Genomic DNA, 13,272 nt, shown 5'->3' with positions numbered 1-13,272 from the left:
CCGTGATGAAGAGGATCTGGGTCGTGGCGGCCATGGTCACCGGGCTGCTCGTCGGGGTCACCGGCCCCGCGCAGGCGGCGAACGTGCTGGCCAACGCCGGTTTCGAGAGCGGGTCGCTCGCGAATTGGACATGCTCCGGCGGGTCGGTGGTGACCGCCCCGGTGCGGACGGGGTCGTTCGCGCTCGCGGGCGGAGTGACCGCGGGTGACACCGGCCGGTGCACGCAGACCGTCAACGTTCAGCCGAACACCGCATACGAACTGTCCGCGTGGGTGCGCGGCAACTACGTCTACCTCGGTGTGGCCGGCGGGACGTCCACGTGGACGCCCTCGGCCGCCGACTTCACGAAGCTGACGGTCTCTTTCACCACGGGCGCGAACCAGACGTCCGCGGAGATCTACCTCCACGGCTGGTACGGCAACGGGACGTACTACGCCGACGACGTCGTCCTAGACGGCCCAGGTGGCGAGCCCCAGCCGGGAGTACCCGGCACCCCCGGCGCACCTAAGGTCGATACCGTCACCGACACCGCCATCTCCCTCTCGTGGACCCCGGCCACAGGGGACGTGACCGGTTACCGCGTCTACGAGGGCTCCACCCTGCGCGCCACCGTGTCCGGGACGAGCACCACCATCTCGAACCTCGCGGTATGCAGCTCGCACAGCTACACGGTCGCCGCCTACAGCGACGCCGGCGAATCCGCAAGGTCCGCGACCGTAAGCGCCCGGACGAGCGGCTGCGCCGACACCGGACTCCCGAAGCACGCGCTCATCGGCTACCTGCACGCGAGCTTCGCCAACGGTTCCGGGTACGTGCGGCTGGCGGACGTCCCGGACGCCTGGGACATCATCAACCTCGCGTTCGGCGAGCCGACGTCGCCCACATCCGGCGACATCAGGTTCACCCGCTGCCCGATGAGCGAATGCCCGAACGTGGAGAGCGACGCCGAGTTCACCGCCGCCGTCCGCGCCAAGCAGGCGCAGGGCAAGAAGGTGCTGATCTCGATCGGCGGCCAGAACGGCCAGGTGCAGCTCACGACGGCCGCCGCGCGGGACGCGTTCGTCCGGTCGGTCTCCGAGATCATCGACCGGTACGGGCTGGACGGCCTGGACATCGACTTCGAGGGCCACTCCCTCTACCTCGACGCGGGCGACACCGACTTCCGCGCCCCAACCACACCGGTGATCGTCAACCTGGTCTCGGCGCTGCGGTCGCTGAAGGCCCGGTACGGGGACGACTTCGTCCTGACGATGGCGCCCGAGACGTTCTTCGTTCAGGTCGGCCACCAGTTCTACGGCCCCGGCACCGCGGGCGGCGACAACCGGAGGGGCGCGTACCTGCCGGTGATCCACGCCATGCGCGACGACCTGACCGTCCTGCACGTCCAGGACTACAACTCCGGTCCCGTCATGGGGCTGGACGGCCAGTACCACACGATGGGCGGCGCCGGTTTCCACATCGCGATGACCGACATGGTGAAGGTCGGGTTCACGGTCGGGAACACCGGCCGCACGTTCCCCGGCCTGCGCCCCGACCAGATCGCCTTCGGCCTGCCCGCCGCCGTCAGCGCGGGCAACGGCCACACCCCGCCCGCGCAGGTGCACCAGGCGCTGAACTGCCTGGTCAAGGGCCAGGACTGCGGTTCGTACACCCTCCGCGGCGGGACGTCACCGGCCCTGCGCGGGCTGATGACCTGGTCGATCAACTGGGACCGCTACCACGGATGGGAGTTCATGAACAGCCACGAACCGTTCCTCAACGCCCTCCCATGAGACCCCGGCCCGCGGCCGCCGGGGTCTCGCTGAGCTCAGGGCCGGTGCCATTCCCCGCACCTGCGTGGCACCGGCCCTGTTCCGTTCCGCTCACGGGCTCGGGTCGGGGGACGGGACGCCCGCGTCCGGCTTCTGCTGCTCGCCGTCGGGGTTGGTCATGGTCTCGTTCGCCGCGCCGACCGAGGTGACCTCGGTGACCTTCCACTCGTCGCCGCGGCGCGTCAGCCGCATGTCGAGGTAGGAGCCGAGGACGCGGCGGGTGCCCGCCGTGCTGGTCACCTCGGAGTCCATCACGACGACGGCCTTCGCGGTGCCCGCCTCGATCTCTTCCAGGTACACGGTGCGGACCGTCGCGGTCGCGCTCGCCTTCAGCTTCGTGATGACGCCTTCGAGGCCGCCGGTGAACGCCTCGTCGTAGGTCTTGGCGAAGTCGTCCGACGCCAGCCCGAGGACCCGGTCGCGCGCCGCCTGGAGCTTGGTGTGGTCGTAGCTGAGCAGCGCCTCGCCGAACTCGGCCGCGCTGGACCGGACCTCCCGGCGCTCCGCGTCCCGCTGCGCCGCCTGGTCGGCCTGGTACCACTGCAGCCCGGCCGTGACCACCGACCCGACGAGCGCCACCGCGACCGTCGCCCTGACCAGCCCCGCCTTGCCCGGCATCCGCGCCCACGCCCGCTTGCCGGCGACCGCCGCACCGGCCTCGCCGGACTCCTTCTTGACGCCCTTCACCTTGAGGGGCTTCTTCTCCTCGGCGGGCTCGTCGGGCTCGTCGGGCTCGTCCTTGGACGCCCCCTCCTTTGAAACAGCCTCGTCCTTGGCGGGCTCGTCCTTGGCCTCAGCCACTTCCTTGGCTGGCTTGTCGTCGACGGCTTTCTCCTCGCTGGAGGTCTCGGCCGCCGCGGTGGCCTCGGCCGGCTCGGAGTCCGCGGTCCCGGTCTCCTCCGGCTTGGTGGGCTTGGTGGTGTCGGTCCTGCTCACGGGTCCTCCGGGGCTCAGTCGGTACGGCGCCGGACGAGGGCGCGCAGTGCGTTGCAGGCGGTGGCGAGGACGATCACGCCGCCGAGCACGGGCGGCAGCAGCGGCAGCCAGCGTGCGGACGGGTGGTCCTCGGTGCCGCTCACCGGCCGGAGGTCGGCGTTCGGCGAGGTGCCGGCGGCACCGGGGCCGGGCCGCGTCCCCGGCGTGGGCTTGATCTTGGCGGCGGCCGCCGCGACCTCCGGGTCCTTGACGTTGGCCTCGCAGTAGGTGAGGCGCGGCGCGGTGGGCTTGGCGACCGGGGTCGTGTACTCGGTCGCCGCCTTGGAGCCGGTGAGGGTGATGACGGGCGAGACGCGGATGTACCTGCCGGTGGGGTCGACGTCGGTGACGTCCGCCACGAGGGCCCGGAGGGTCGGCACGAGCCGCAGCACGTGGGTGATCTTCTGCTGGTTCTCGGCCGTCATCAGCGGCGCGGTGGGCGTCGCCGCCGCGCTGAGGAGGCAGTCGAGGCCGGGACGGGCCTCCTGGAGGAGGGCGTGCATGTTCCGCATGGCGCCGGGGCCCTCGTCGAGGACGCTGTTCAGGTCGCGGGTCGACTGCCGCAGGGCCGTGCTGAACAGCGCCAGGTCGTTGACGCCGGACGCGATGTCGCCGCGGTGGGCCGTGAGCGTGGCGGTGAGGCGGGTCAGTTCGCGGGACATGGCGTCCAGCGTTCCGGCCTCGGCGGCGAGCGTGCCGGTGAGGCGGTGGGTGTCGGAGATCATGTCGTGCAGGTCGGTACCGCGGCCTTCGAGACCGGAGGCCAGTTCGTGGACGAGGGTGCGGGTGTCGCGCGGGTCGACGGCGTCGAGGGTGCCGCTGAGCCCCTCGAACAGCTGCTTGTAGTCGGTGGTCCCGGCGGTGCGGGAGATCGGGATGTGGTCGCCGTTCTTCAGCGTCCGGGACCCGTCCGTCTTGGCCGGGGTCAGCTCGATGTACGGCTCGCCGATCGCGGACTTGCGCAGGACCCGGGCGCCGACGCCGGCGGGGATCCGGGCCTCGCGGCGGATGTCGAGGGTGACGGCGACGTGGTCGCCCTCCAGCCTGATGTCGCCGACCTCGCCGACGGCGACGCCGAGGTGGGTGACCTCCAGGTCGCCGTGCAGGCCGGGCGAGGTCTCGAAGTCGGCCGTGACGGTGAAGGGCCGTTCGAGCGCGTCGACGTGGATGAGGCTGCGCACCGCCCACACCGTGAGGGCGATGCCCAGCAGGACGAAGAAGACCAGGTTGACGGCGACGCGGGGATATCTCATGAGCGCGGCCTCAGCAGTCCGTTGAGGTCCTGCCGCCCGCCGGACGCCGCCGTGGCGGCGGCGCTGGGGTGCGGCAGGAAACCCTTGATCCACAGGAAGAGGAGGGCCTGGCCGCTGTGCGACACGGAGGGGCCGCGCAGGAAGTCCAGGACCGACCCGGTGAGGGCCTTCAGCTCGTCGCGTCCGCGCAGGGCGGCGGTGAGCAGTTCGTCGGCGCGGGCCAGGAGGGCGGCGAGCCGCGCGGCGTGCCGCTGCTGCACGTTGCCGTTGACCGAGGTGGCCAGTTTCAAGAGCGCCTCGATGGTGCGTTTGAGGTTGTCGCGGTCGTCCTGCAGCCGGCCGGTGGCGAGTTCGACGTTGCCCGGCAGTCGGTCGAGCTCCTTGGAGCCCTTGCGGAGCGAGGTGCCGAGCTGCGCGAGCGAGTCGAGCGCGCGGCCCAGGTCGTTGCTGGCCGCGGCGTACTGGTCGCCGACCTCGGTGGCGCGGGCGATGAGCGTGTTGAGCTTGCGTCCCCGGCCGCCGAGCGCGGTGGCGGACTCGCCGCTGATCGTGGCGATGTCCTGGCCGCCGAGCGCGGCGAGGAGCGGCCCGACCTTCGCGCTGATCTGCTCCAGGTCGGGCTGGACGGCGGTGCGGTCGATGGCCTGCCCGGACGCGAGGTACGGGCCGGTGTCGAGGCGGCGGCCGGGCGCGAGGTCGAGCCGCACGTAGTTCTCGCCGAGCAGGGACGACTTGGCGATCGTGGCGGTGGTCCCCGTGGGGATGCGCCGGTCGTCGCGCAGCGACATGGTGACGCGGGCGCGGTAGCCGTCCAGCCGGACGGCGGTGACGGTGCCGACGCGGATGTCGGCGACCTGGACGCTGTGCCCCGGGACGAGGCTCTGCACGTCGTCGAAGGTGGCGTGCAGGGTCATGTCGCCCTTCGGCGCGCCCGCCGTCCGCAGGGAGCATCCCCCGAGGCCGACGATCAGCGCGGCGACGAGCGCGCAGGTCACGAGTCTCCGTGTCATCACGGCCCTCCCGGCGGCGGAGCGCAGTCGCCGAGGTCCCGGTTGCCCTCGGCGCAGGGGACGGTGCCCCAGCCCAGCGCGGTGAAGAGCGGCTGGAGCCACGCCCGGACGGTGCCGTGCACGACGACGCGGATGGTGGCGACGTGGTTGCGGCGGTCCCACGCGTCGACGGCGACGTCGGCGAACCGGCCGAGGCTGTCGATGGCCTGCGTGAGGCCGGCGACGTTGCCCTTCAGCGTCAGGATGATGTTGGACAGGTCGGCGACGGTGCTCGGCAGCGTCTCCCGGTAGGCGGTGACGAGCACCTCGCTCTTGCGGATCGCGGCGGCGAGGCCGGCGATGAAGTCGCGCAGCGCCCGGCGTTCCTGGGCGAGGGTGCTGCCGGTGGTGGAGAAGGACCTGAGCAGGTCCGACAGCTTCTTGTCGCGTGCGTTGAGGTCGGCGGCGAGGTGGTGCAGGCCGTCGGCGAGGGAGACGATGCGCTTGTCCTGCGCGGCGAGGTCGCGGGTCAGCTCGGACGTGTTCTGCAGCGCGTCGTTGATGCCGTCGCCCCGGCCGCGCAGCGATTCGGCGGCGCGGTGCACGGCGGGCCCGAGGGCGCTCCCGTCGATCGACTCGTTGAGCTTGGCGAACGCGGCGAGCGCGTCGTCGATCTCGATGGGCAGCTCGGTGCGCTCCTGCGGGATGACGGTGCCCGGCTCGGCCTTCGCCATGCCGGGCTTCCAGACGGGGTGCAGGGTGACGAACCGCTCGCCCAGCGCGTCGGCGGACTCGATCACGGCGTGCGCGTCGGCCGGGACGGGCACGGAGCGCCTGACCTTCATGTCGACGCGGACGCGGTGGCGTTCGCTCTTGATGGCCGTGATGGTCCCGGCGTCGGCGCCCATCACCTTCACCTGGGACTCCTTGTAGAGCGACGGAGCCGAGGCGAAGTACACGGTCATCGGATAGGTGGGCTCGGACACCACCCCGCAGCCGCCGAGCGCGGCGGTCAGCACGAGGGCGGTGGCGGCCGCGAGCGGACGTTTCATCGCCGTGCCTCCGGGGGTGCGAGATCGGCGAGGCCCGCGAGGTCCTGCGGGGACAGCGGGCCGAGGCCGGTGGCGAGGACCTCCAGCCAGGGACCCTGCCCGCCGGTGCCGGCCAGCCCGGACAGCGTCGGCCCGGCCCAGGCGAGCAGCGTGTTGAAGTCGCCGGTCGCGGGGCGGAGGGTGCCGAGCGTGCCGCGCAGGTCGGCGACGAGCGACAGCAGCTTCGCCTGCTGCCGGTCGATGACCCGGGTGAGGCTCTCGACGGTGCGGCTGCCGCTGCCGAGGAACGCGGACAGCTCGGCGCGGCGCTTGCGCAGCTCGTCCAGCATGATCTGGACGTTGGTGAGCAGCCGGGACAGCTCGGCGTCCTTGGCCTTGGCGAGCTTGAGGACGCGGTCGCCGTTGTCGAGCAGCGCCTTGATCTGCGGCTCGGACTCGTTCACCGTCTCGGCGAGGTCCGCGAGGTTGGACAGGGCGTTGCCGAGCCTGCCGCGGTCCTCGTCGCCGATGCCGTTCAGCTCGGCCACGATCTTGTTGATCGCCCGCGTGTCGAGCTTGGACACGGTGCGGGCGGAGTCGTCCAGCACGCTGTTGATCGTCGTGGGCACCTGGGTGCGTGCGAGGGGGATGCGACGCTCGTCCTCCGGCATGTCGGCCAGGTGCGGCTCGGCGACCGGGCCGGACAGCCGCAGGTACCGCCCGCCGAGCACGTTGGCGACCTTGATCTCCGCGCGGGTGGCGGGGCCGAGGTCGATCTCGCCGTCCACCTTCCAGCCGACCACCACCTGGCCGCGGCGGTGGTCCGGCTCCACGGACGTGACCTCGCCGACCCGGACGCCGGCGACCCGCACCTCGTCCCCGGCGCGCAGGTTGCCGGTCTCGGCGAAGACGCCGGTGATGGTGTAGCGGTCCTGGAGCAGCCCGCGGGTGCCGACGAGGTAGACCGAGGCGACGAGCGCGATCAGCGTGCCCGCCGAGACCAGCCCGACCGTGATCCGGTTCCGGTCCCGGAAGGATTTCATCCCCATCAAGACCCCCCGGGCAGCGTCATCGTCCGCACCTGACCGGCGGCGATCCGGTCGCGGCCGGCGCGGCGGCAGGACTTCATCCCCACTTGGACCCCCCGACGATCAGGTTCTCCAGCGCCTCCGGCGTGTTGACGCTGTGCGCGCCCTCGCGGGGGCCAGGCAGCCGCGTCGGGTACGGGCAGGGCGGCGCCGCGAGCGACAGGCACGGCATGGCGGCCTCCACGAACTGGCCGTTGTCGACGGCGGCGAAGATGTTGCGGAGCTTGGGCGTCACCGACTGGAGGAGCTGGAGGACGGCGGCGCGGTTGCGGCCCACGCCGGCGCTGAAAGCCGAGAGCCGCTCGATGACCTGGCCGAGCTCGCGTTCGTTGCGCGCGAGGACGGTGTCCGACGTCCGGGTGAGGGCGGCGAGCTGGACGAGGCTGCCGTCGATGAGCTTGCGGTTGTCGGCGAACGCGTCGCTGAGGCTGACGAGGTCGTCGACGGCGGACCCGATCTGCTTGTCGCGGCGGGCGATGATGCCGGTGACGGTGGCGTAGTCGTCCAGCATCCGCTTCAGCATCGCGCGGCGCCGCGCGATCGACGCCGACAGCACGTCGATGTCGGCGATGAGGCGGTCGATGTTCTCGGCGTTGCCGTCGAGCGCCTGCGAGAGCGACACCAGGACCGTGTTGACCTCCTTGACGTCCAGGCTGCGGACGAGGGGGCCGAGCTGCTCGATCAGCGCGCTGCCGTCCACGACGGAGCGGGTGCGGGTGATGTGCGCGCCGGGCCGCATCTTCTCGGGGCTCCTGCCCGGCAGCAGGTACACGACGCGGCGGCCCATGGCGTCGCGCCAGCGGATCGCGGCCTCGGTGTCGGAGGGGACCTGCACCGTGTCGCGGACGGTGAGGGCGACGCGGGCCTTGCCGTCCACCACCTTGACCTCGTCCACCCGGCCGACCGGCGCTCCGGCGATCTTGACCTCGTCGCCCTCCAGCAGGCCGCTGGCGTCGTCGAACGTGGCGCTCACCTGCCAGCCGCCCTCGGTGTCGACGCGGGCGATCTGCATCCCGATGAACGCGGTGAGGACGCCGGTGACCGTCACGAACGTCGCCAGGCGGACGACGAGGCCGGCGCGGGCGCGGGCCTGCGCGCTGCCGGGGAACCTCGCCATGTCACCCACCTCCCGGGGCCGGGACGGAGCCGCTGGGACCGCACAGCCCGAGGAGCAGCCCGCACGGGTCGGACGGCAGGAGCCCCTGGGAGCGGATGTAGTTCTTGCCTTCGACCCCTTGCAGCGACGTCAGCTCGCCGTAGAGGGGCAGCAGCTGGTTGCCGGTGCGGACGGCGTTCCCGACGAGGCCGAGCTGGGCGTAGATGATGCGGGCGGTGCGCTCGGAGGACCGGAACGCATGGCCGAGCTGCCCGCCGCGCTTGTCGAACCCGTGCGCGGCCAGCAGCGACACGTCCGACAGGCCGTCGGCGAACCCGGCGAGCCTGCCGTTGCCCTGCGCGGCCGCGTCGATCACGGTGTTGGTGTTGCCGGAGATGCCGGTCAGCTCGTCGCCCTTGTCGGACAGGGCGCCGGCGAGGGCGGCGCCGTCGCCGATGAACCGGCGGGCGTTGCCGCGGTTGCGGTGCGCGACGTTCAGCAGGACCCCCGTCTGGTCGATGGTCTCCCCCAGCCGGACGCCCTGCCCGTCGAGGCCCGCGGCGATCGTCCGCACGATCGTCTGGACCTCCCGCGCGTCGACCGAGCCGAGGGCGGTGTCGGCGCGGGCGAGCAGGTCCGACAGGTCGCGCGGGTCGGAGGTGCGGGCGATCCGCGCCCCGGACGCCAGGTAGGGGCCGGTGCGGGAGTGCGCGCCCGGGAGCAGGTCGACGTACTTGGGGCCGAACGCCGACGCGGGGACGATGGACGCGGTGACGGTGTCGGGGACCCGCGTGCCCTTGTCCAGCCGGAGGGTGAGGCGCGCCCGCCCGCCGCCGGTCAGCCCCACCTCCTCCACCGTCCCGACGGTCACGCCGCGGATCTTCACGGGGGCGCCGGTGCCGAGGCCCTGCCCGGCGCGGCCGAACTCGGCGGTGAGCACCGTCCCGGGGTCGCGGCCCGGGCGGGCGATCAGCACGTACAGCGCCGTCGCCAGCACCGCGAGCGTGACCGCGCTGATCAGCAGGCGGCGGGGCAGCGGGATCTCGTCGTTGATCATCCGGTGAGCCTCACGGTCGCGCCGCTGCCCCAGAACACGTAGGACAGCAGCAGGTTCAGCACGACGATGACGATGATGGACAGCCGGATCGCGCGGCCCGCGGCGCGGCCCACGCCCGCCGGGCCGCCGGTCGCGTAGTAGCCGTAGTAGCAGTGGATCGTGATCACCGCGAAGGCGAACACCCCGACCTTGATCGCGCTGTAGACCAGGTCGATCGTCGGCAGGTAGAGCCGGAAGTAGTAGTCGTACACGCCGGGCGCCAGGTCGAAGAAGCCCGTGCTGATCAGCCGCGTCGCGAAGAAGCTGGCGAACAGCGCGATCAGGTACAGCGGGACGAGCGCGATCAGCGCCGCCACGACGCGGGTGCACACGAGGTAGGCGAACGACCCGATGCCCATGACCTCCAGGGCGTCGATCTCCTCGGAGATGCGCATCGCGCCGAGCTCCGCGGTGAACGCCGACCCGCACTGCGCGGCGAGCGCCACCGCCGCGATCACCGGGGTGATCTCGCGGACGTTCGCGAACGACCCGACCAGGCCCATGAACGACTGCGCGCCGATCGACTGGAGCCCGGTGTAGCCCTGCAGCCCGACCTCGGTGCCGACGAAGAACGCCATCGTGAAGATGACGAAGATCATGCCGCCGCCGACGACGCTGGCGCCGACGCCCACGACGACGTCGCTGACGTGCCGGGCGATGGTCCTGGTGTACTTGCGGCGCAGGATCAGGTCCCGCACCGAGTACAGCAGGATGCGGTAGACGAACACCGGCCACTGGGCCAGGTCGCCGGAGCGCTCCAGCGCCGTCGACCCGGCGCGGACGGCGCGCGGGGCGACCTTCTCCATCACGGGCAGTCCGGCCATCAGATCCTCGGCGGGAACGCGACGAAGTACACCGTCGTGATCACGTAGTTGAGGGCGAACACCAGCAGGAACGCGACGACGATCGCGCGGTTCACGGCGCGGCCGACGCCGACGGGGCTCGCGGCGCAGGTCATCCCCATGTAGCAGGCCACCACGGCGGCCACGACCCCGAACAGCCACGCCTTCAGCAGCGTCACCAGCAGGTCGGACGTCTGGAGCAGCGACACCGCGCCGTCGAAGTAGGCGCCGGGCGTGACGTCCTGCAGCAGGACGTTGAACACGAAGCCGCCGGCCGCGCCCGACACGATGACCAGGGACGCCAGCAGCGTCGAGACGAGGCTGGCCGCCCAGAGCCGGGGGGTGACGAGGCGGTGGACGGGGTTGACCGCCATCGCCTCCATCGCCGACAGCTCGTCGCGGATCCGGCGGGCGCCCATGTCGGCGGTCATCGCCGAGCCGCCCGCCCCCGCGATGATCAGCGCGGCGGCGATCGGCGCGACCTCGCGCACCAGGCCGACCACGACGGCGCCGCCGGTCGCGGACTGGGCGCCGAGCTGGGCCGCGAGCTGCCCGACCTGGAGGGCGACCGTGGCGCCGAGCGGCAGCGACACCAGGATCACCGGCAGGCTCGTCACGCGGGCGAGGAACCATGCCTGCTCGACGAACTCCCAGACCCAGTTCCGCACGTCCCACGTCCGGCGGACGGCCTCAAGGGCGATGACGAACAGCTCGCCGACCTCGTCGAGCAGGCCGTGGACCCGCCGCGGGATGTCGATGGCGGACATGGGACCTATCACTTCCTTCGCGGTGGCGGCGTCCTGCGCAAGTACGCACTTACCTACAACGTAAGCACATACTTACAGGCGTCCGGGCGGCGGTGTAAAGCGGTATGGCCGAAGAGAACCGGCGGACCCCGCGTGCGTCTGGCGCGAAGACGTGGATCACGCGGGGCCGCCGGCGGTCTGCGGACTCGGCGGCCGTCGGCCCGCCGCCCGATGATGCATGACCTTAGAGGCTTATTGGCGCTGCGGCAATAGCTTATTGGCGGTGCGCCAATAAGAGACCGGCCGGATACGGTCCGGGACGCGTGCGACGTCCGGGGCCCGGCGGACCACCGGGGCCCGGACCGGTGGCCGCCTACCAGCGGTCGACGTGCAGGACCTCGTCGAGGGGGACGCGCGGGGCCGGGCGGAAGGTGTCGCCGGTGTAGTAGGCGGTGGGGATGAGCGCGCCCTGCCGCACGTCCTCGGGCAGGCCGAGCAGTTCCGCCACCTCGGACTCGTAGGTGAGGTGCAGCGACGTCCACGCCGTGCCGAGGCCGCGCGCCCGCGCCGCGAGGGCGTAGCTCCAGACGGCGGGCAGCAGCGAGCCCCACAGACCGGCCTGGTTGCCCGCCGGGAGCTTCCCGCCGTGCAGCCGCAGGCACGGGATGACCAGCACGGGCACGTCGCCCATATGCTCCGCGAGGTGGGCGGCGCTGTCGCCGACGCGGCGCTGCACCTCGGCGCGGCCGGGGTCGTCCTTGTACAGCGTGGCGGCCGAGGCGCCGGAGGACGCGTAGGCGCTGAACGCGCGCCGGTAGTGCTCCCCGATCGCGGCGCGGGTCTCCGGGTCGGTGACGACGATCCAGTGCCAGCCCTGCCGGTTGCTCCCGCTCGGCGCCTGCAGCGCGACCTCCAGGCACTCGCGGACGAGGTCGAGGGGCACGGGGCGGTCCAGGTCGAGGCGCTTGCGCACCGTGCGGGTGGTGGTGAGCAGTTCGTCCGGGTTCAGCGGTAGCGTCGTCATGATTGTCATGGTGCCCCAGTGCCGCCCGGGAACCGCCGTCAGGACCTGGCGATCTTGGAGTTCAGCCGCGTAGTCAAGCCACTCCACCTAGTCTGTCGGGATGGGTGCTGCTTCGGGTGTTTCTTCCTCTATGTCCAGACTAGGGTGGCTCGACGCGCTGCGCGGAGGGGCCGCCCTGGCCGTGGCGCTGCACCACGCGAGCTACGTGTACCTGCCCTCGGTCCGGACGTGGCTGACCGACTGGTTCGATCCCGGCAGATGCGGCGTCCTCGTGTTCTTCCTGGTCAGCGGCTACATCATCCCCGTGTCGCTGGAGCGGCGCGGAAGCGTGCGCAACTTCTGGATCGGCCGGTTCTTCCGGATCTACCCGCTGCTGGCGGTGACGTGCCTCCTCGCGGTGCTCCCCTTCCTGCTGGGCGTCCTCGGGCTCCGGGCGGGCCTGGAGCAGTACTCCCCCGCGACCGCCGTCCTGGCGCACATGACCATGCTGCAGGACCTCCTCGACGTCCCCAACGCGATGAACGTGCTGTGGACGCTCTCGTACGAGATGGCTTTCTACCTCCTGATCGTCGCGCTGTTCGTGGTGGGCGGGCACCGGCGGTCCGCGTCGGTCTCCCTCGTGCTGACGGTCGTCGCGCTGGTCGCCGTCTCGCTCACCGCGACCGGGCTGCTGACGGGCGCGTACGCGCCGAGCGCCCTGCTATCGCGGACGGCGGGCGCCGGCCCGGTCGTCGCGGTGACCGCGGCGGCACTGGTGGTCGCCATCGCGGCGGCGGTGTCGAAGCGTCCCGCGCCGCGGGTGGCCGGCGGGCTGCTCGGCGGCCTCATCGCCCTCGTGCTGGTGACGGTGAACGGCCGCATCGGCGCCTGGGAGGGCCTGATCATGCTGGCGGTCATGTTCCTCGGCACGGTCGTCCACCGCGCCGAGCACGGCCAGATCACCCGGCGCACCGGTGCCCTGACGGCCGCCGCCGTCCTGGCCGGGGCGGTCGCCGCCGGGACGTGGCACAACGCCCAGGGCGGGCCGCACGCGCAGCTCGTCTGGTCCGGGGCCGTCCTCCTGGCGGCGGCCACGTTCGCGCTGGCGTGGCGGTTCCGGGACCGGCGCTTCCCCCGCTGGGCGACCGGCCTCGGCACGATCAGCTTCTCGGTGTACCTGCTGCATCCGCTGCTGCTCATGGTGGTGGTGCAGTTCCTGGAGATCCCGGCGCGGCAGGACCTGCTCGGCCTGACGCTCTTCCTCGTGGTGCTGGTCGCGCTGAGCTGGGCGTCCCACCGCTGGATCGAGGCCCCCGCCCAGCGCCTCGGCCGCCGCCTCACC

12 protein-coding genes are annotated in these 13,272 nt (G+C 72.1%); 2 read left to right on the top strand and 10 right to left on the bottom strand.

The genetic code is table 11. The annotated features are described in order from the left end of the window. Positions 1-5: 5 nt before the first annotated feature. Positions 6-1,772 carry a glycoside hydrolase family 18 protein gene (locus E1266_RS05985; RefSeq protein WP_132044570.1) on the top strand — a complete coding sequence of 589 codons (1,767 nt, stop codon included), beginning with the start codon at positions 6-8 and terminating at the stop codon, positions 1,770-1,772. A gap of 90 nt (positions 1,773-1,862) precedes the next feature. Here the strand turns inward: E1266_RS05985 and E1266_RS37810 are convergent, their stop codons facing one another. The 10 genes from E1266_RS37810 to E1266_RS05935 all read right to left on the bottom strand — a co-directional run bounded on the left by E1266_RS37810 (position 1,863) and on the right by E1266_RS05935 (position 11,951). Continuing rightward, the gene (locus tag E1266_RS37810) at positions 1,863-2,747 is read right to left on the bottom strand and encodes a hypothetical protein (protein WP_165965949.1); all 885 of its coding nucleotides are present in this window, start codon (positions 2,745-2,747) and stop codon (positions 1,863-1,865) included. Positions 2,748-2,761: 14 nt separating this feature from the next. Next, positions 2,762-4,039, bottom strand: a complete 1,278-nt coding sequence (locus E1266_RS05975; RefSeq protein WP_132044568.1) for an MlaD family protein — start codon at positions 4,037-4,039, stop codon at positions 2,762-2,764. Continuing rightward, entirely contained in the window at positions 4,036-5,049 is a 1,014-nt protein-coding gene (locus E1266_RS05970; RefSeq protein WP_132044566.1) for an MlaD family protein, read from the bottom strand. The genes E1266_RS05975 and E1266_RS05970 overlap by 4 nt, the downstream gene beginning before the upstream one ends. Then, the gene (locus tag E1266_RS05965) at positions 5,049-6,080 is read right to left on the bottom strand and encodes an MCE family protein (protein ID WP_132044564.1); all 1,032 of its coding nucleotides are present in this window, start codon (positions 6,078-6,080) and stop codon (positions 5,049-5,051) included. The genes E1266_RS05970 and E1266_RS05965 overlap by 1 nt, the downstream gene beginning before the upstream one ends. Then, positions 6,077-7,108 carry an MlaD family protein gene (locus tag E1266_RS05960; protein ID WP_132044562.1) on the bottom strand — a complete coding sequence of 344 codons (1,032 nt, stop codon included), beginning with the start codon at positions 7,106-7,108 and terminating at the stop codon, positions 6,077-6,079. Before E1266_RS05960 ends, E1266_RS05965 begins: the two co-directional genes overlap by 4 nt. Before the next feature lie 76 nt (positions 7,109-7,184). Continuing rightward, the gene (locus E1266_RS05955) at positions 7,185-8,264 is read right to left on the bottom strand and encodes an MCE family protein (RefSeq protein ID WP_132044560.1); all 1,080 of its coding nucleotides are present in this window, start codon (positions 8,262-8,264) and stop codon (positions 7,185-7,187) included. Between the two features lies 1 nt (position 8,265). Beyond that, the gene (locus tag E1266_RS05950; RefSeq protein WP_132044558.1) at positions 8,266-9,300 is read right to left on the bottom strand and encodes an MlaD family protein; all 1,035 of its coding nucleotides are present in this window, start codon (positions 9,298-9,300) and stop codon (positions 8,266-8,268) included. Continuing rightward, positions 9,297-10,163: an ABC transporter permease gene (locus E1266_RS05945; RefSeq protein ID WP_243718253.1), complete on the bottom strand. Its 867-nt coding sequence runs from the start codon at positions 10,161-10,163 to the stop codon at positions 9,297-9,299. Before E1266_RS05945 ends, E1266_RS05950 begins: the two co-directional genes overlap by 4 nt. Further along, the gene (locus E1266_RS05940) at positions 10,163-10,948 is read right to left on the bottom strand and encodes an ABC transporter permease (RefSeq protein WP_132044556.1); all 786 of its coding nucleotides are present in this window, start codon (positions 10,946-10,948) and stop codon (positions 10,163-10,165) included. Before E1266_RS05940 ends, E1266_RS05945 begins: the two co-directional genes overlap by 1 nt. 352 nt (positions 10,949-11,300) lie before the next feature. Further along, positions 11,301-11,951, bottom strand: a complete 651-nt coding sequence (locus E1266_RS05935; RefSeq protein WP_243718252.1) for a nitroreductase family protein — start codon at positions 11,949-11,951, stop codon at positions 11,301-11,303. A 130-nt stretch (positions 11,952-12,081) separates the two neighbouring features. Between E1266_RS05935 and E1266_RS05930 the strand changes: the two genes are divergently transcribed. After that, the coding region (locus E1266_RS05930) for an acyltransferase (RefSeq protein ID WP_132044552.1) at positions 12,082-13,272 on the top strand (1,191 nt) is incomplete at its 3' end.

This window comes from Actinomadura sp. 7K534, assembly GCF_004348575.1.
GTDB lineage: Bacteria > Actinomycetota > Actinomycetes > Streptosporangiales > Streptosporangiaceae > Spirillospora > Spirillospora livida.
The sequence above is the reverse complement of the archived record's forward strand: the minus strand, read 5'-3'. Positions and strand labels throughout refer to the sequence as shown.

Bases quoted from the DNA above. Each gene is read 5' to 3' on its own strand.
- E1266_RS05985 (WP_132044570.1), top strand. From the start codon at position 6: ATGAAGAGGATCTGGGTCGTGGCGGCCATGGTCACCGGGCTGCTCGTC.
- E1266_RS05975 (WP_132044568.1), bottom strand. From the start codon at position 4,039: ATGAGATATCCCCGCGTCGCCGTCAACCTGGTCTTCTTCGTCCTGCTG.
- E1266_RS05970 (WP_132044566.1), bottom strand. From the start codon at position 5,049: ATGACACGGAGACTCGTGACCTGCGCGCTCGTCGCCGCGCTGATCGTC.
- E1266_RS05965 (WP_132044564.1), bottom strand. From the start codon at position 6,080: ATGAAACGTCCGCTCGCGGCCGCCACCGCCCTCGTGCTGACCGCCGCG.
- E1266_RS05960 (WP_132044562.1), bottom strand. From the start codon at position 7,108: ATGGGGATGAAATCCTTCCGGGACCGGAACCGGATCACGGTCGGGCTG.
- E1266_RS05955 (WP_132044560.1), bottom strand. From the start codon at position 8,264: ATGGCGAGGTTCCCCGGCAGCGCGCAGGCCCGCGCCCGCGCCGGCCTC.
- E1266_RS05950 (WP_132044558.1), bottom strand. From the start codon at position 9,300: ATGATCAACGACGAGATCCCGCTGCCCCGCCGCCTGCTGATCAGCGCG.
- E1266_RS05945 (WP_243718253.1), bottom strand. From the start codon at position 10,163: ATGGCCGGACTGCCCGTGATGGAGAAGGTCGCCCCGCGCGCCGTCCGC.
- E1266_RS05940 (WP_132044556.1), bottom strand. From the start codon at position 10,948: ATGTCCGCCATCGACATCCCGCGGCGGGTCCACGGCCTGCTCGACGAG.
- E1266_RS05935 (WP_243718252.1), bottom strand. From the start codon at position 11,951: ATGACGACGCTACCGCTGAACCCGGACGAACTGCTCACCACCACCCGC.